16 protein-coding genes and 1 riboswitch are annotated in these 18,788 nt (G+C 40.0%); of the genes, 15 read left to right on the top strand and 1 reads right to left on the bottom strand.

Annotated elements, in window-relative coordinates:
• The first annotated feature begins 12 nt into the window (after positions 1-12).
• The 6 genes from mobV (at position 13) to FE005_RS00565 (ending at position 6,610) form a co-directional block, all read left to right on the top strand.
• Complete coding sequence (gene mobV / locus FE005_RS00590; protein WP_001145977.1) at positions 13-978, top strand: MobV family relaxase; 966 nt, start codon at positions 13-15, stop codon at positions 976-978.
• Positions 979-985: 7 nt separating this feature from the next.
• Entirely contained in the window at positions 986-1,840 is an 855-nt protein-coding gene (locus FE005_RS00585) for a ParB/RepB/Spo0J family partition protein (protein ID WP_000743701.1), read from the top strand.
• A 76-nt stretch (positions 1,841-1,916) separates the two neighbouring features.
• A complete protein-coding gene (locus FE005_RS00580) occupies positions 1,917-2,147 on the top strand; it encodes a YdbC family protein (protein ID WP_000659121.1) in 231 nt (76 codons plus the stop codon).
• Between the two features lie 70 nt (positions 2,148-2,217).
• Positions 2,218-2,409, top strand: a complete 192-nt coding sequence (locus FE005_RS00575) for a hypothetical protein (protein WP_000503424.1) — start codon at positions 2,218-2,220, stop codon at positions 2,407-2,409.
• A 53-nt stretch (positions 2,410-2,462) separates the two neighbouring features.
• Positions 2,463-4,340, top strand: a complete 1,878-nt coding sequence (locus FE005_RS00570) for a recombinase family protein (protein WP_138371121.1) — start codon at positions 2,463-2,465, stop codon at positions 4,338-4,340.
• The gene (locus FE005_RS00565) at positions 4,337-6,610 is read left to right on the top strand and encodes an AAA family ATPase (protein ID WP_254696991.1); all 2,274 of its coding nucleotides are present in this window, start codon (positions 4,337-4,339) and stop codon (positions 6,608-6,610) included. Before FE005_RS00570 ends, FE005_RS00565 begins: the two co-directional genes overlap by 4 nt.
• 130 nt (positions 6,611-6,740) lie before the next feature.
• Here the strand turns inward: FE005_RS00565 and glmL are convergent, their stop codons facing one another.
• Positions 6,741-8,135 carry a methylaspartate mutase accessory protein GlmL gene (gene glmL / locus FE005_RS00560; protein ID WP_081131571.1) on the bottom strand — a complete coding sequence of 465 codons (1,395 nt, stop codon included), beginning with the start codon at positions 8,133-8,135 and terminating at the stop codon, positions 6,741-6,743.
• A gap of 588 nt (positions 8,136-8,723) precedes the next feature.
• Between glmL and ftcD the strand changes: the two genes are divergently transcribed.
• The 9 genes from ftcD to FE005_RS00515 all read left to right on the top strand — a co-directional run bounded on the left by ftcD (position 8,724) and on the right by FE005_RS00515 (position 18,694).
• Complete coding sequence (gene ftcD, locus FE005_RS00555; protein ID WP_003125723.1) at positions 8,724-9,623, top strand: glutamate formimidoyltransferase; 900 nt, start codon at positions 8,724-8,726, stop codon at positions 9,621-9,623.
• Between the two features lie 13 nt (positions 9,624-9,636).
• Complete coding sequence (locus FE005_RS00550) at positions 9,637-10,263, top strand: cyclodeaminase/cyclohydrolase family protein (protein WP_138371120.1); 627 nt, start codon at positions 9,637-9,639, stop codon at positions 10,261-10,263.
• Between the two features lie 37 nt (positions 10,264-10,300).
• On the top strand, positions 10,301-11,968 hold the full coding sequence (locus FE005_RS00545) for a formate--tetrahydrofolate ligase (RefSeq protein WP_138371119.1): 1,668 nt from the start codon (positions 10,301-10,303) through the stop codon (positions 11,966-11,968).
• A gap of 128 nt (positions 11,969-12,096) precedes the next feature.
• Positions 12,097-13,464: an APC family permease gene (locus FE005_RS00540; RefSeq protein ID WP_138371118.1), complete on the top strand. Its 1,368-nt coding sequence runs from the start codon at positions 12,097-12,099 to the stop codon at positions 13,462-13,464.
• A 109-nt stretch (positions 13,465-13,573) separates the two neighbouring features.
• The gene (gene hutH, locus FE005_RS00535; RefSeq protein ID WP_138372177.1) at positions 13,574-15,106 is read left to right on the top strand and encodes a histidine ammonia-lyase; all 1,533 of its coding nucleotides are present in this window, start codon (positions 13,574-13,576) and stop codon (positions 15,104-15,106) included.
• An 82-nt stretch (positions 15,107-15,188) separates the two neighbouring features.
• On the top strand, positions 15,189-16,064 hold the full coding sequence (locus FE005_RS00530; RefSeq protein WP_138371117.1) for a YitT family protein: 876 nt from the start codon (positions 15,189-15,191) through the stop codon (positions 16,062-16,064).
• Positions 16,065-16,073: 9 nt separating this feature from the next.
• The gene (locus FE005_RS00525) at positions 16,074-16,676 is read left to right on the top strand and encodes a HutD family protein (RefSeq protein ID WP_138371116.1); all 603 of its coding nucleotides are present in this window, start codon (positions 16,074-16,076) and stop codon (positions 16,674-16,676) included.
• Positions 16,660-16,757: riboswitch (THF riboswitch) on the top strand. (Overlaps the previous gene by 17 nt.)
• A 42-nt stretch (positions 16,758-16,799) precedes the next feature.
• Positions 16,800-17,321 (top strand): folate family ECF transporter S component, encoded by a 522-nt coding sequence (locus FE005_RS00520; RefSeq protein WP_138371115.1) that lies wholly within the window; start codon positions 16,800-16,802, stop codon positions 17,319-17,321.
• A 32-nt stretch (positions 17,322-17,353) separates the two neighbouring features.
• Entirely contained in the window at positions 17,354-18,694 is a 1,341-nt protein-coding gene (locus tag FE005_RS00515; RefSeq protein WP_103301016.1) for a folylpolyglutamate synthase/dihydrofolate synthase family protein, read from the top strand.
• Positions 18,695-18,788: the final 94 nt, after the last annotated feature.

Below are 18,788 nucleotides of genomic sequence, written 5' to 3'. Positions count from 1 at the left end.
AGATGATGGATTATGCCCTATGCAATCCTGCGTTTCCAGAAACGCAAAGCGGGCGGCGTTGCGGCTTGCGAACGCCACAACGAGCGGAAGAAAGAAGCCTACAAAAGCAACCCAGATATCGACATGGAACGCTCTAAAAATAACTATCATCTTGTCGCACCGCCAAAGTACACCTATAAGAAAGAGATTAACCGAAAGGTAGCCGAAGCAGGGTGCAGGACAAGGAAAGACAGCGTGATGATGGTGGAAACGCTCATCACGGCTTCACCAGAATTTATGAACCAGTTACCGCCCGAAGAACAGAAAGCGTATTTTACGATGGCTCTGGATTTCATTTCGGAGCGTGTCGGGGAGCAGAATATCCTCTCCGCAGTCGTCCACATGGACGAGAGAACGCCCCATATGCACCTCTGCTTTGTGCCGATTACACCAGACAATAAGCTGTCCGCCAAAACAATTTTAGGCAATCAAAAGAGCCTGTCGGAGTGGCAGACCGCCTACCATGAGCGGATGTCCTCACGTTGGAATCAGCTTGAGAGAGGTCAATCTTCGATGGAAACCAAGCGGAAACACGTCCCCACATGGCTCTATAAGTTGGGCGGCAGGCTTGATAAGCAGTATGGGGAAATCGTGTCTGCCCTGTCCGACATCAACGCCTTTAACGCAGGGAAAAAGCGTGACAAGGCTCTGGAACTGGTTGCCGCATGGCTGCCCGAAGTGGAGAAATTCTCTAAGGAAATCGGCAGACAGCAGGCGTATATCGACAGCTTAAAGGAGCAAATCGGGCAGGAAGCCGACTATGCAGGGCGTATGCGTGATGAAAAGTACGAGCAGGAATTAAAGGTGCAGAAAGCCAACCAGAGGATATTTGAATTGCAGAGAACCAACGAGCAGATGGGGCGGCTGCTCTCAAAGATACCGCCAGAAGTGTTGGAAGAATTACAGAGAACAGGCAGAAACAAATCAAGAGAAAGGTAAAAAGTGAATGAAGAAACAGGATTTTAAGGTGTTAAAGACCAAAGATTTATACCCGTTTCCCGACAATCCGTTTCATGTTGTGGAGGATGAAACGCTGTCAGAGTTAGCGGAAAGCATCAAGGAATTTGGCATTGTCACGCCGATAATCACACGCCCGAAAGAGGACGGGAACGGTTATGAAGTGATTGCGGGGCAGCGGCGTGTCCGTGCGTCCGAACTTGCAGGTATAAATACCGTGCCTGCATTTGTCCTGCCCTTAGACCGTGACCGAGCCATCATCACCCTTGTAGACAGTAATTTACAGCGTGAAAATATCCTGCCATCGGAGCGGGCGTTTGCCTACAGGATGAAATCCGAAGCCATGAAGCGGCAGGGTTTCCGCACAGACTTAACCTCGTCACAAGTTGTGACGAAGTTGCGGACGGACGACAAAGTGGCACAGGGCTTCGGCGTGGGCAGGATGACCGTCCAGCGTTTTATCCGCCTGACGGAACTGATACCGCCGATTTTGCAGATGGTGGACGAGGGGAAAATCGCCCTCACACCTGCGGTGGAACTGTCCTTTTTGAAGAAAGACGAGCAGGAAAATCTCTTTGCCACGATGGAGAGCGAAGAAGCAACGCCCTCACTCTCACAGGCACAGCGGATGAAAAGCATGAGCCAGAGCGGGCAGCTTGACATGGATATGATATTTTCCATTATGACGGAGGAAAAGGGAAACCAGAAAGAAACCTTGAAAATCAACACAAGCAAACTGAAAAAATACTTTCCGAAGGACACAACGCCGAAGCAGATGGAGGAAACCATCATCCGACTTCTGGAACGTGAGTTGCAGAGAAAACGGAGCAGGGACAGCCGCTAACCTTCTTTTTTCGGGAAGTAAATGCAGGAATTTGGAACAGAAGAAAGACAGAATTTTAAGGAGAATGAGGTAAGGAATGAAAGAAATCCAGTATGAGATTGTAAAGGAAATCGCCGTATTGTCTGCGAGTGACAGCGGCTACACAAAGGAAATCAATCTTATTTCATGGAACGGGAGAGAGCCGAAATATGACATCCGCAGCTTTTCCCCGAACCGTGAGAAGTGCGGAAAGGGTATCACGTTGAACGCTGATGAAGCAGCGGCACTCCTTGAAGCATTACAGAAAGAAGTAAACAGCGGGGATTGATGGTATCTGATTGACAGGGCGGGGCGTTTCCAGACGTTCTCCTGCCCTGTCTGGAAAGGAAGATTTAAGTATGGGCGAGGATAGGAAAACAACTGGAAGAAGAAAGCGTATTGTGCCAAAAGGGCAAGTACAAATGATTATCAGTCGAGAATATATCGGCACACAGACCGTTGCAGAAGCGTTTGTCCCGATTATCTCCGAGGATATTCGGAAGAAGATTGCCGAGGGCGACACCTTCGACAATGAGGGGCTGTCCGCTTAGAATGTACGCAATGGAACATGAAAACGTTAGGACAGATATGGAGGTTTTACAGTATGGCAGGAATAAGAACGGAGAACAAGATTTATGAAGTCGGCATTTACTGCCGCTTATCAAAGGACGATGGCACGGATAACGAGAGTGCGAGCATTGCGACACAAAAATCCATCCTCACGGATTATGTGAAAAGGCAGGGATGGCATTTAGCAAAAACGTATGTTGACGATGGCTACTCTGGAACAAATTTCCAAAGACCAAGTTTCCAGAATATGATTAAGGACATTGAAAACGGGCTGATAAACTGCGTGATTACAAAAGATTTATCCCGTCTGGGGAGGAACTATCTTGATTGTGGGTTATATCTGGAAGTCTTTTTCCCAGAGCATAACGTGAGGTATATAGCGGTCAATGACGGCGTGGACACCTTAAACAAATCCGCTATGGACATCACGCCTTTCCGCAACATCCTAAACGAAATGTATTCTGCCGATGTGTCAGTCAAGATAAAATCGGCGTACCGTGCGAGGTTTCAGCAGGGGAAATTCATGGGAACAACAGCCCCTTATGGCTATGTCAAAGACCCTGCCGACCACAACCATCTGCTGATAGATGACAAAGTTGCCCATGTGGTAAGGGAGATATTCGACCTTGCGTTAGCGGGCAACGGCATCGCCAAAATCCGCAAGCACATCAACAAACAGCATATCCTACGCCCTGCCGCTTATGCGGTGGAGCAAGGGGCAACAGGCTATGAGCGGTACTTTGAGGATAACGAGGAAAACCGTTATATTTGGAGCGAGAACAGCGTGAGGGGCATTTTAAGAAGCCCGATATATGCGGGCAACCTTGCAGGCTACAAGCGGATTGCAGCCAACATGAAAAGCAAGAAACGCCCCTCTAAGCTGCCCGAAGAATGGGAAGTGATACCAGACACCCATGAGGGGATAGTCACGCAGGAGGAATTTGACACCGTACAGCAGCTTATGACGAGCCGCAGGCGGGAGCAGAACGCAGGGGGATTTGAGAATATCTTTTCGGGCGTTATCAAGTGTGCGGACTGCGGCTATGCGATGCGGGCGGCGAGTGCCAACAGGAGGAAACGCCCCGACATCATCGACTGCGTACAATACACCTGCAATAATTATGGCAGATATGGCAATGTTATGTGTACCGCACACAGCATTGAAGCGAGGGACTTATTCAATGCCGTCCTTGCCGACATCAACCGCTTTGCGGATATGGCGGTCAATGATGAAAAGGCGGTCAGAGCCATAGAAAGGCGGCTCACGGAAACAGACCAGAGCAGGGCGAAATCATTAGAGAAAGAAAAGAAGAAGCTGAACAAACGCCTTGCGGAGCTTGACAGGCTGTTTTCCTCTCTCTATGAGGACAAGGTAATGGAGCGTATCACGGAGCGGAATTTTGAGATGATGTCGGGGAAATACCAGAAAGAGCAGCTTGAAATTGAAGCACGGCTGAAAGAGGTAACGGAAACGCTCAATGACAGCTATGAGAAATCGCAGGGCGTGAGGGACTTTCTATCCCTAATCCGCAACTATCAGGGGCTGAAAGAGTTGGACGCAACCATCATAAACGCACTCATAGACAAGATACTTGTTTCGGAACGTGAGAAACTTGCGGACGGGACAGTAAGGCAGGAAATCAAGATTTACTATAAATTCATCGGCTTTGTCGGTGAATTACATATCACACCCACAAAGCGGTGGACGGCGTTAAAGCCTAAAAATTGTACGGTGTGCGGTGTTGAATACGTCCCCAGCTCTGGAATATCAAAGTATTGTCCCGCTTGTGCTAAGAGGATACAGAGGGAGAAATCAAACGAGAGCAAACGCAGGAGTAGGGAGAGGAACCGAAGGGCATGTATTGAACTGTCCGCAAAAAATGACCGACTGAAGTGGAGCGCTTGGAGTTGAATTTGGCGAATTTAAAACAAAAAAAGCCATTTCAATCGGTCTTAGTTACCGGAGATTTAGGTGTGGGAAAGTCTTCACTGTGTCAATTAGTCATAGAAAATATTCAATATCCTTATGAGCTATTCAAAGTGACTTGTTATAAAACGGAACAAGAGCATTGCTTGCGTCCATGGCGTGAACTACTGCAACAGATCATCCATTTATTGCAAAGAGAAAAGCTAGCTGAAGTTAGTCAATGGCAACAAACATTTAGTCAACAATTTCCATTTTTTAATGATTTAATAGCACAACGCGTACTTCGGTCCATTGATTCTGTTGAGTTAAATTTTTTGGCACAATGCATATCGGAAGCTTTGCAACAGTTGGGGAAAATAACTCCTGTTGTCATTTTTATTGAAAACTTACAATGGATGGATCGAACCAGTATTAGGCTATTAACGAGTTTAATTCTGCATAACCCCCATCGGGATATCATTTTTATCATGACATTGCAATCAAGCTTTCGCAAGGAAATACAAGACTTTATCGTAAGCGTTCGCCGCTATGAAAAAATTATCACATTGAAATTACTTCCATTTCAAGATTTTGAGGTCAGGGCTTTTTGTGAGAAACAATTGCCTAATCATACGTTCCAAACATCTACAATAGATTTTATTATGAGAGAATCAGAAGGTGTTCCTCTGTACATTAGTGAGTACTTAAATCAATTGGAAGAGAGCAACACATTGGAAAGATTAACGCAAAACATAAAGGATAAGCTTAGTCTACAGTTTGTAAACTTATTGCCTGTAGAAGTGGAATTGATTGACTTGATTTCTTTCTTTCAGAAATTAGCATTTATGAGTGTACTAATTGAGTTAGTCGATGGTCAAAAAGCAGAGGTTTATAAAGCGCTCGATAATTTAATCAAGCAAGGATTGATCAATGAGAATATTTATCTCGATGAAGTATGCTTTAGTTTTAAACATAATAAGATGAAACAATTTATTTATGCAAAACAATCAGATATGAAATTACGTGTGATACATGAAAAAATTGCTGTTTTATTAGAGCAAAAGTTAAATGAAGCAAAAAACGATAGCGAATTATTGGCAGCAATCGGGTATCACTATCGTCAGGCGCATCAAGAACTTAAGTCCTTAGATTATGAACTTTCTCATCATCAATTATTTTTACGTATTCAACATGAACTCTTTCCAATCTATCATCAAGAACATTTGGCATCACGTGAATCGGTCAGAAGAGAAGACCCAAATGAATTAGAAAAATTCAAAGAGATAGGTGCAAGACTTAAAGAAATTGAAGGACAGTATGCAGAAGATAGTACTTATCAGTTGTTGCTCGTCAGATTTCTTTATCTAGAAGGTCGCTTTTTCATCAATTCCGGGGACTATAATCGAGGAATTGAAAATATTCAGCGAGTAATCGTAAAAGCGAAAGACTTTCATCTAACAACCTATTTATTGCGAGGGTATCGCCAAATGATTTATTACTATATTCAAACTGATAATGCGACGGACATGGCACATTATATCGATTTGGCAATGGATGTAGCAATTACTGCCAATAACAACGAATCTATCGGTATTTTATTGCGATTGAAAGGTTTGTATCATCTGATGATCGGTGATTTGGATCAAGCAGAATCGTACATCCAAGAATCGATTACAATTTTTAATATTGCCAACCGTTTTGACGAAAAGTATAACAGCAATATTGCTGCCGCGTATGATTATCTAGCAGAAATCCAGCGTTTGCGGTCTAACTATGAGCAGTCTATCAAACTGCAACAAAAAGCCATCAATTTGTGTGAAGGAAATAATTTGGTGACGAGCTTGGCTATTTTTTATGTTGATATGGGAATTACACTGTATGCAAAAAAAGATTATGATCAAGCGGAAACCTATTTTCTCAAGGCAAATGAATATTTTGAAGTTACTACTTCATTATGGAAAAGGGTTCAGTTAAATGCTTATTTAACATTAATTTACCTTCACAAAAAAGATTATGGAAAAGTGATAGAGTTTATTGAAAAGACAAGCTGTTACCAAAATCAACTAGCTAATCCGCGTGATAGTGGTCTCGTTTATTTTATCAAAGCACTGGTAAAAGAAAAGTGTCTAAATGAGAGGCATGCAAATCTACAATTAAATCATTTGGTTGAAGAAGATTTATCGTACTATTTGACAAAAGCAATGGACAACCTTAGTCAATACCGAGACCGCTATGAGTTGCAAGTTTTAAAAGAATTCTTTCATGTAAATCTATAAGATTGATATCTGAGGCTGTGACAGATGTGATCAGTTTCAAGAAATGAGAAGGAATTTCCGAAAAAGCTATTACTAACCGCTTATTCAGAAGAAGCTGTGACAAAACTTTTGTCACAGCTTCTTTTCACAACTAAGGGTTGAGTCGATAAAGTTTCTTCTTTAGAATGTTCAATGCTGCTTCGGGATAGTTTTGACTTAAAAGTCCCATTGCAGATAAAAGGTAGTCTTGGTCAATAAGAATTTGCGGATCTACTGGTAGCAAAGTATTAGACATGCCCTTGATGTCAGGTTTAACTATTTTTTTAGGAGATTGACTATGAATGATAACGCCACCAGTACCAATGATTGTTTGGAAATTTCGAAGATCTTTTCCATGCTGGTAGTAGATTGTACGATTTGGCGTATATTCTTTTCTTATCTTTCCAGCATGTCTCTCTAAAGCGATAGCCGTTGCCGATTGAGCTAAAAATTGATCAATTAGGCATTCTTCTCGTGTCTTTGGTACATATGTTGGATGACTACATCTATAATAGCAAGCAGCTTGAAGGGTCGTAAATTTCCAAGAAGACAATGCCCTGATTCGATTGGAATCTTCTACAATGCACCTTAGCAAGCTTACTGCAGAAGAACGCATACCGAGATCACCTTCTACGGTACGCTTCAAATAGGGTTCTTCCAATCCTTCAAAGTAAACATTTTCTGCTTGGGGTAAACCATCTCCAACAGAATGAATATCTGTTGTCGCTCCCCCAATGTCAACAACGACTAAATTCCCAAAACCTTTCGAAGCTTGTGTCCCTTCTTTTAATAGCTTGGCTGCAGCTAATACAGCTTTAGGGGTGGGGATGATGGGGGCACTTGCGTGAGCTGCAACTTGATGGATCCCTTTTGAATGAACAATTTTTTCTAAGAAAACTTTTTGGGCAATTTTTCTAACCGGAATAGGATTCAGCTTATTAACATCAGGCATCACGTTTTCGGTAAAGTAAGTATTATTTCGATCTTGCAAGAGCTTAGATAATTCTCCATAGCTGTCTTCGTTGCCAGCTACAATCAATGCAATCTCTGTAGAAAGCTGAGCAAGAAGACGGGCATTGTGACGGATGATTTCTTGATTTCCACCATTACACCCTCCTGTCAACAAAACAACATCTGGCTTTTGTTGTTCTATTTCCTCAAGCTGGTCCAGTGTCAAACGATAACAAAAAGTTTGAAGAATACGACTGCCTGCCCCCAGAGCCGCTCTTTTCGCCGCTTCTAATGTCAAACTCTCAGTTAAACCAATGGCAATCATTTTAAAGCCTCCCCATGCGGAAGAACAGAAATATTCTTCTATCTTTACTTGATCAGAAAATTTTAACGTTTGAAGTAATGCTTTTTTCCCTTCTGTATAGCACAACTGTAACCCTTCTTGACTACTTGTGGGAATCTGAGCTGTATGAAGGACTTCCATGGCGCTAGGATCGACCAGAGTTAATTTTGTATATGTGCTGCCAAAATCAATCAACAAAACAATTTTCTTCATGTTTCCACCTCTTTATTTGCTGATAATTTTCCAAAAGTTCAAAAGAATTATCGGCATAATAATTATTTTTTTCTAATGTTTATGTATAAAAAACGAAGGGCACCGACTATTAAACGTCAAAAATAAAACTTGAAGATTTTTTATGTGTTGATTACAAATTTTTGTTTATGAGTGTACCTATTCAAGCAAAAAAAGTACTTTGTAAAAGAAATCAAAAAGATTAAATAAAGTCTGTCTTGTTTTTTATTCAATGCGCAACGATAGGTTACCTTCAGTTTAAAAAAGAAAGTCAAAAAAAGGTCAAATAAAATAAAAGACAAAAAAATGCGGAAGACAATTAGGCGGATTTTCCAAAAAAAAACAGAATTTTAATTATGAAAAAATTATGAAAAGCTTTTTTTTACGGAGTTTGCAACCGATTTGAAAGAGTGTTAAGCTGATTTCGGTGAATGAAAGCGGTAACAAACAAACTGGTATATTAGGAGGTGTGGAAATAAAAATAACGCTATTCATAGATTTTTTTTAATGTAGTAAGAACAAATTTATGCCGTACCTAAAGTTCAAAATAAAAACAAGGAGCAATAGACCATGACAAAATTAATTGAATGTATTCCGAACTTCAGTGATGGAAGAAATCAAAAGGTTATTGATGGGTTGGTGGAGATCGCTAAGAATGTTAAAGGTGTCACATTGTTGGATCATTCTTCTGACACATCTCATAATCGTAGTGTTTTTACACTCGTTGGTGATGAAGAAGGAATCCAAGAAGTAGTATTTCAATTAGTGAAGTTTGCAAGTGAAAATATTGATATGACGAAGCATCAAGGAGAACATCCTCGTATGGGGGCAACAGATGTGGTTCCTTTTGTGCCGATCAAAGATGTCACCATGGAAGAGTGCATTGCTATTTCTAAGAAAGTAGCTCAACGAATCAATGAAGAATTACAGATTCCCATTTTTCTATATGAAGATTCAGCCACTACACCCGTACGTAAAAATTTAGCGAAGATCCGCAAAGGACAATTTGAGAAAATGCCAGAAAAACTTTTGGAAGAAGAATGGCAACCAGATTATGGCGAACGCAAAATTCATCCAACCGCTGGTGTCACAGCAGTGGGTGCCAGAATGCCTTTAGTTGCATTCAATGTGAATTTGGATACAGATAATATTGAGATTGCCAATAAAATCGCTAAAATTGTTCGCGGATCCTCTGGAGGATGGAAATACTGCAAGGGTATTGGTGTCATGCTTGAAGATCGTAATATTGCTCAAGTATCTATGAATATGGTGAACTTCGAGAAAACACCACTGTATCGTGTGTTTGAAACGATTCGCTTTGAAGCAAAACGTTATGGTGTGTCGGTTATTGGCAGTGAAGTAATCGGATTAACGCCAGCAAAAGCCTTGATTGATTGTGCTGAATATTATTTACAGATTGAAGAGTTCAATTATAATAAGCAAGTTTTCGAAAATCATTTATTGAATTGATAGGGGGATTGTCATGAAACTCGTTGAGATGCAAATAAACGATTTCATTGCTGTTTTAGGTTCGGATACACCGGCACCAGGTGGGGGATCTGCTTCAGCATTAGCTGCCGCACAGGGAATTGCTTTGACAAAGATGGTGACAGAACTCACGATTGGCAAAAAAAAATATGCAGAGTTCGAAGACGAAATTGAATTACTGAAAAAAAAAGCTAAATCTTTGCAAGAGGGTTTACTCAGGGCAATTGATGAAGATACAGAAGCTTTTAATCAAGTGTCAGCTGTTTTTGGACTTCCAAAAACAACCGAAGAAGAAAAAAAAGCCCGCCGAGAAGCAATGCAGAGTGCTTTAAAAGGAGCAGCTGTTACACCTTTTTCTATGATGGAAAAAATTGTGGATGCGTTAAAAGTCACACAGGCTGCGGTTGGCAAATCAAATACCAATGCTGCTAGTGATTTGGGAGTAGCTGCTTTGAATTTAAAGGCAGCTTTACAAGGTGCGTGGTTGAATGTATTGATTAACCTTGCAAGCATCAAAGACGAAATGTTTGTTCGCCAATACCGCAAAGCCGGGGAATCGCTAGTTGAGGAAGGCAGCAAAATTGCTGATGCAACCTATCAACAAATACTTGAATCGCTGTAATCATTTAGATTGGTAGATAGAAAGGAAGTTTATGGACATGGTCTTATCAGATATTGAAATTGCAAATTCTGTTGTGATGAAGCCGATTGAAGAAATTGCTGAATCAATTGGTATTGCTAAAGAAAATCTGTCTCTTTATGGAAAATATAAAGCAAAGATCAATAATATTGAGTCATTGGATGACAACGAGGATGGCAAGCTCATTCTAGTGACCGCAATTACGCCTACACCTGCTGGAGAAGGAAAGACCACTACTTCAGTAGGTCTCGTCGATGCATTGACAGCCATTGGGAAAAAAGCAGTGATTGCATTACGCGAGCCTTCATTAGGTCCTGTATTTGGTGTGAAAGGTGGTGCTGCTGGTGGTGGACATGCTCAAGTAGTCCCAATGGAGGACATCAACTTACATTTTACCGGTGATTTTCATGCAATTAGTGCCGCCAATAATTTATTAGCGGCACTATTAGATAATCATATTCATCAGGGGAACCTTCTCCAAATTGATTCTCGCAGAATTACTTGGAAACGTGTGGTAGATATGAATGATCGCCAATTGCGTCACATTGTAAATGGTCTTCAAGGACGAGTAAATGGCGTGCCACGTGAGGATGGGTATGACATTACAGTTGCATCAGAAATTATGGCCATTCTATGCTTAGCTAACGATATTGCTGACTTAAAAAATAAGCTGAGAAAAATCATCGTTGCATATAATTACGATGGGGAGCCGGTAACTGCTGGGGATTTGAAAGCAGAAGGGGCAATGGCCGCCCTATTAAAAGAGGCAATTCAGCCAAATATTGTACAGACATTGGAGCATGCCCCTGCTTTTATTCACGGAGGTCCATTTGCAAATATCGCACATGGATGCAACAGCGTATTGGCAACGAAACTTGCGCTAAAGTATGCCGATTATGCAGTGACAGAGGCCGGCTTTGGCGCTGACTTGGGAGCTGAGAAATTTATAGATATCAAATGTCGTTTAGCTAATCTACGACCAGATGCGGTTGTTTTGGTAGCAACGATTCGTGCGTTAAAAATGCACGGTGGCGTGAAGAAAAGCGATTTAGGAATAGAAAATGTCGATGCAGTATTTGCTGGAATACCTAACTTGTCTAAACACTTAGAGAATATTAAAGAAGTATACGGGATGCCAGTTGTTGTAGCTATTAACAAATTTCCAACAGATACAGCTGCAGAATTAGCTGCGGTAGAGAAAGCTTGTAAAGAAATGGACGTTGCAGTTGTTCTATCTGATGTTTGGGGGAAAGGAAGTGCAGGCGGTAAAGAGTTGGCGGAAAAAGTAGTTGCACTAGCAGAAGAGCCAAATCATTTTAGCTATGTCTATGATTTGGATGATTCAATTGAAGAAAAACTAAATAAAATCGTCCAAAAAGTATACGGTGGGGCAGGCGTAGAATTGGCACCAAGTGCGAAAAAAGAATTAAAGGAATTGGAACGTCTTGGATTTGGTAATTATCCAATTTGTATGGCAAAAACTCAATACTCATTTTCAGATGATGCGTCACTACTTGGAGCGCCAAAAGATTTTACTGTGATGATCCGTAATCTCAAAGTATCTGCCGGGGCAGGATTTATTGTTGCGCTGACACGAGCTGTTATGACGATGCCGGGATTACCAAAATCTCCAGCAGCTGAAAGAATTGATATTGATGAAAAAGGAAATATAACCGGATTATTCTAGCAGTTGAGAGCTATTTTACAAGGAGGTGGAGGGAACTCTCCTTGTAAAATAGCTAACATGAACTGCTTACTAGAATAAAACGTGTAATTGAAAACGTTTTACAATAAAAAAAGAAGAGGTGAAATAGTATGCAAAAAGATGTCGAGGTTTCAGAGATAACGGATATTAAAGACATTGACTCCGCAGAGCTAGCGAAAAATGAGAATGCAAAATTTAGCTTTGGTGGTGCGACGCTATACGGAATCAATGCAGTAATTGGTTCAGGAATTTTTCTTTTGCCCCGAACCATTTACCAAGATTTAGGTCCTGCTTCTCTTGTTGCAATGGTTTTAGATGCGGTCTTGGTTTTGATGTTGGCCGTTTGCTTCGCCGAAGTTGCGGGTTACTTCAATAAGAATGGCGGAGCTTTCCAATATTCGAAAACAGCATTTGGCGATTTTATTGGATTTAATGTTGGTGTTCTGGGGTGGTTTGTGACGATTATTGCGTGGGCTGCAATGGCTGCAGGTTTTGCGAAACTTCTGATCCAAACTTTTCCAGCGTTAGAAGGACAGAATACATTGATTAGCATTTGTTTGGTTATTTTCTTATCTGTGATTAATAGTATGGGGATTAAGACTTCAAAAATTTTTACGGTTGTTATTACAATAGCTAAATTGATTCCAATTATTGCCTTCACACTGATTGCAGTTTTTTTCATCAAAAATGGAATCAATCAAGGAAACTTTACACCGTTTCTACAATTGAATCCTGACATGACTTTATCTAAAGCCATGGCCTCAACGTCACTCACTGTCTTTTATGCTTTTATTGGTTTTGAAGCTTTACCTGTAGTAGCTGGAGAAATGCGGAATGCCAAAAAAAATGTGCCAAAAGCGATTATTGGATCCATAAGTATTGTTTCGTTGCTTTATTTTATGATTATTGCGGGAACGATTGCCATGCTTGGAACGGGAATTTTACAAAGCAATGCGCCAGTTCAAGATGCTTTTGTTGAAATGATTGGACCAGCTGGGAAATGGATTATTTCAATCGGGGCCTTGATTTCAATTGCTGGCTTGAATATGGGAGATTCTCTGATGATTCCGCGATATGGAGCTTCAATCGCGGATGAAGGATTGTTACCTAAGGTGATTGCTAAAAAAAATAATAAAAATGCACCTATCGTTGCTATTATTTTTTCTGGTTTACTAACCATAGCTTTTCTACTAAGCGGATCATTTGAACAATTAGCGGAACTGTCCGTAGTCTTTCGTTTCTTCCAGTACATTCCGACTGCATTGGCAGTTATTTGGTTGAGAAAAAAAGACATGGAAAATGTGCCTGCTTTCCGGCTGCCGTTTGGTCCAGTCATTCCAATTATCTCCATAGTTGTTAGTATTTGGATGGTCGCTGCGGCCAATCCGATCAATTTAATAGCTGGAGTTATTGGAGTTATAGTAGCAAGCATTTTGTATCTACTCTTAAACAATAATAAATCGAAGCAAGTAAATTAGAAAACTTGTGGAAACTGATACTTGGAAGGAATTTATTAGAAAAGTGGGGAATAAAACGATGAAAATGTTGATAAAAGAAGAAGCTCAGAATACCATTCCTAGTCAAGAAATGATTATTTTGGATGGTGCTAGCCTAACTTTAGAAGACGTAGTGGCTGTAGCACGCAACCATCGTCAATGTGTAATAGCCGAAAGTGCCAAAGAAGCAGTGAAAGAGTCGCGCAGGATTGTTGATAAAATTGTAGAGGAACGTCGCGTTGTTTATGGAGTCAATACGGGATTTGGTTCTCTTTGTAATGTCAGTATTTCAAAAGAAGACACTGTGCAATTACAAGAAAATTTGATTCGTACTCATTCTGCTGGTTACGGCGAGCCATTTTCGGAAGATATTGTGCGAGCTATTATGCTGATTCGAATTAATTCGTTGATTAAAGGCTATTCTGGTATTCGTTTAAGCACTGTAGAAGCATTGTTAGCGATGTTGAACGTAGGTGTCCATCCCTACATTCCAGAGAAAGGCTCATTAGGAGCATCCGGTGATCTAGCCCCATTAGCTCATATGGTTTTACCATTACTAGGTTTAGGTAAGGCTTATTATAAGGGCACGTTGTATTCTGGGAAAGAAGCAATGAAAAAAGCAGGATTGAAAATGATTCAATTAAGTGCCAAAGAAGGATTAGCTTTTATCAATGGGACAACAGTTTTGAACGCGGTTGGGGCATTGGCAACGTATGATGCTATTCAGTTATTAAAACTTTCAGATGTTGCAGGAGCACTCTCATTGGAAGTTCATGACGGAATTTCTAGTCCTTTTAAAGAAGACCTTCATACGATTCGCCCGCAAAGTGGGCAATTAGCAACCGCTCGTAATATTCGTCGTTTAATTGAAGATAGTAAATATATTACGGAAGCGACACCAGATCATGTTCAAGATCCTTACACATTACGTTGTATGCCGCAAATTCATGGTGCTAGTAAAGATTCGATTGCATATGTAAAAGAAAAAGTAGAAATTGAGATTAATTCAGTTACTGATAATCCAATCATTTCTAGAAATGGTGAAGTGATTTCCGGGGGGAATTTTCATGGAGAACCTTTGGCGCAACCATTTGATTTTTTGGGTATTGCTGCCGCTGAGATTGGCAATGTATCTGAACGAAGAGTAGAACGATTGGTGAATCACCAATTAAGTAATCTGCCTTCGTTCTTGGTGAAACATCCGGGGTTGAACTCTGGTTTTATGATCACACAATATGCATGTGCATCTCTGGTTTCAGAAAATAAAATCTTGGCACACCCAGCTAGTGTAGATTCAATACCATCCTGTGAAAATCAAGAAGACTTTGTTAGCATGGGTACAACTGCTGCCCGAACAGCTCTAGAAATCGTCAAAAATTCTCGGCGGGTCGTTGCAACTGAAATCATGGCGGCTTGCCAAGCATTAGACATCAAAGGATATCAGTCAGGACTTGGCAAAGGCACAAAAGCAGCTTATCTTGCATTTCGTCGACAAGTAAACTTTATTGAGCATGATAAAGACATCGAAATGTATGATGAATTAAACAAAGCAACTACCGTTTTAGAAGATAGAGATTTCTTAAAAGAAATTGAGAAACAAGTGACATTGGATCTGCAGTTTTAAAGGTATGACGTGATTTGTGCCGATTGACCGATATCAGAGGAAGCGATGTCTTCCTTTTATTTAAAGAAAAGGAAAGAGGATTATGTCACGTTTTAAAAGAATAGATATCTGGCAAGAGGTGGTTACAAAATTAACAGTGATTCTTATTTATGCCTTTTTATATTCCTTGGCGCTGAATCTTTTTTGGCAGCCAGGGAATATTTATGCCGGCGGCTTAACTGGGATCGCACAAATCATTGCGACTGGTCTTGCTAAAAGCCATATTGAAGTCCCTATTTCAGTTATATATTATCTCCTGAATGTTCCAATGTTTATGCTTGCATGGTTCAAAATTAATCGCAAGTTTGTCATCTATACGGTTATTTGTGTAACGGTTGCATCATTTGCCATCCACATCGTCCCAAGTACTGAGCTAACTACAGATCCGATTATTTGCGCCATTTTTGGGGGAACAATCAATGGCTTTTCTTTGGGGCTGGCATTAAAATATGGACTTTCAACTGGTGGTATGGATGCGCTCATTCTTACAATCAGACAAATCACCGGTCAAAGTATTGGCGTGATTTCGATTGTTTTGAATGGAGTCATTGTATTGGTAGCCGGTTATTTATTTGGCTGGCCCTATGCTTTTTATAGTGTTTTATCCATTTTTATAAGTGGAAAAGTTACAGATCTAGTGTATGTCAAACATAAAAAAGTTCAGGTGACGATTATTACGCAAAAGCCGAATGAAGTTATCCCAGCTCTGCAAGAAAAATTAAGTCGTGGAATCACGATCATTCCATATGCACTAGGCGCATATAATCAAGAAACTCAAACGATTCTGATTTTGGTTATTACTACTTATGAAATGGAAATTTTGGATCAAATCATGAAAGATGTTGATCAAAAGGCTTTTGTCAGTGTGGCACAAGATATTAAAATTTTGAGTCAATTTGAAGAATTAGATATTGTTTAAGGAAGAAGTGTGGGAACAATCGAGAAGAAAACATGTGAAGATTACTTGTCCACAAAGTGGTCTGGAGGACAGACTACAGAACTGTTAGTGGAACCTGATTCAAGTAGCTTAGCTAAACGAGATTTTGATTTCCGTCTCTCAACTGCGACAGTGACTATGAATACCGTGGAATTTTCTGACTTTACTGGTTATCAACGAATCCTTATGTCTTTGGATAATCCAGTTAGATTAGGGCAATTAGGTTCTTGGATTAGCCTAAATGCTTTTGAGCCCCACCATTTCGATGGTAAATTAAAAACAACGTGTCAGGGTGAGTGTCAAGATTTTAATGTTATTTTTAAAGACGATTACGACGTCTTTGTTCAGGCGCTTAAAGGAAATGAGATGCATTTTATTAAACCGCAGACTATTGCTGTCATTTATGCATTGGAGAATCTTTCAATAGTGCTTCTGGGCGATAGAACACAGCGACAAATGTTGCAAAAAAATGAAATGCTGGTTATAAAAGATGAAACATTTATACAAGTGGAATCTAGTTCATCAGAGAAACAGAATCTTTCAAACAACAGGATTGCTGTTTTGACAAAAATAAAAAAACAGAGTAGAAGATAGAGCGTTAAGTGCTATAAGGATGGGATGTTGCCTTTTAGACGAAGAAACAAATTTCACGATTCTATCTTTGCATTCGCTGCATAAATTAATTGTGTAGCAGCTCTATTAAAGGAGATGCTAAGAATGAAGAAAAAAATCGACGCACATATTATCGCAACAATGGGATTACTGATTGGATTAATGGTCGTTTTGTCTCAAGTATTAGGGTTTGAAACCCAGCTGTTGAAAATTACCTTTGATTTTGTTCCAGAAGTGGTTATGGCTAGTTTATTTGGCCCTTGGTGGACAGCAATTGGTGCTTCAATTGCTGATATTATCGGGAATACTCTTTTAGGGAAAGCTCCTTTTTTCATTGGCTTTACACTGAATTCATTCATTGCAGGTTTGCTTTATGGCTACTTTTTTTATAAAAAGCCCATTACAATAAAAAATTCTTTTCTATGTGTTCTTTGCAATACATTAATTGTCAGTTTGTGTCTGACACCAATTTGGTTGTCGATGATGTATGCAATTCCTTTGACCGATACGAAACTTTGGGGAATACGTATCGTCAAAGCGGTGATCATGCTACCTGTACAAACAGCCATGATCGTATTCTTTGGTCATGCGATTCCTTTGAAACGCTTCGCTCGTAATGTTTTCTAAACGAACTAACAATTCTATTGGGGATGATAAGAATGTTTAAAACAGGAGATGAAGCAGTACGCTGGATTCATTCGCGCAAAAAATTTGGATCGCGGCCTGGTTTGATACGAGTCAACGAGCTACTGAAGCTGTGCGGTCATCCCGAAAAGAATACTATCGGGATTCACATCGCAGGAACAAATGGAAAAGGTTCGACGGTAACTTACTTGCGTTGTTTATTAGAAATGCAGAAGCTAGCAGTGGGTACATTTACTTCGCCGTACATTGAAAGTTTTTATGAACGTATTTCGATTAATGGGAAAGCAATCTCCGCAGAAGAATTTGTCCAGCTAGCAAATGAATTTCGCCCTCTGGTAGATAGTATGGATGAGGATACACGCTATCAGGGAATAACAGAATTTGAGATATTGACTGCAATGGCCTTTTCTTATTTTCAAAAGCACGCAGACATCGCAATTTTCGAGGCAGGTATCGGGGGGAAATGGGACAGTACGAATGTTTTTATACCAATTTTAACTGCTATTACTACGATTGGATTAGATCATACAGATATATTAGGCGAAACTGAGGAAGAAATTGCCTTGCAAAAAGCTGGCATTATCAAAAAAAACATACCTATTGTTACAGGAAACATTTCGCAAAATGCAGTGAAAATAATTGAAGAAGTCGCTTCTAAAAAAAATGCGCCACTCTCTAAGAAAAATACCTCTTACCAAGTTCACTATGTGAGGCAAAGCCCTGAAAGTCATAGTCCTAAGGATTCTATAAGTGGAGAAATGTTTCACTTCGAAAATGAAGACTTTCAATTTTTAAATCTTAGAATTCCTTTATGTGGAAAATACCAAGTGGAAAATGCAGCAACTGCCCTTCAACTTTTTTTGCTTTATTGTCAGCAGCAAAACAAAGCGATACAAAAAGAGAGCATACAGAAAGCTTTAGAAAAAGCGCGATGGCCAGGTCGTATGGAGAAAATCAGTTCACAACCGACGATCATTATCGATGGGGCACACAATCCACATGCCATAAAAGAATTTGTTGATACAGTTACAGAAAAATTTCAACAAGGAAAGAAATATATTTTGTTTTCAGCGCTAACAACCAAAAATAGTAGGAAAATGATCCGACAGATGCAGCAAATCCCTAATAATTGCCTTATAATAACCACATTCGATTACCCGAAAGCGTTGAAAAAAGAAGATCTTGTTCGAGAAAATAGCCAATTTAAATATTATCAAGAGTGGCAACAAGGTATTAAGGAGATTGTTGCTAAAATGGGATCGAAAGATACTCTTTTTATTACTGGTTCATTATATTTTGTATCGCAAGTTCGCACATATTTATTAGATGATAGGAGATGTTTAGAAGGTATCTGAAGGAATAATCTGATCCATTAATCAACGTGTGTGAAGAAACCAGAGAAGCAATATAAGAATAAATATGAAAGAAACAGTAGAATGGTTAGAAATG

This window comes from Enterococcus sp. M190262 (assembly GCF_005843965.1).
GTDB lineage: Bacteria > Bacillota > Bacilli > Lactobacillales > Enterococcaceae > Enterococcus_D > Enterococcus_D gallinarum.
Note: the sequence above shows the minus strand (reverse complement) of the source record. Positions and strands in the feature narration are given on the sequence as shown.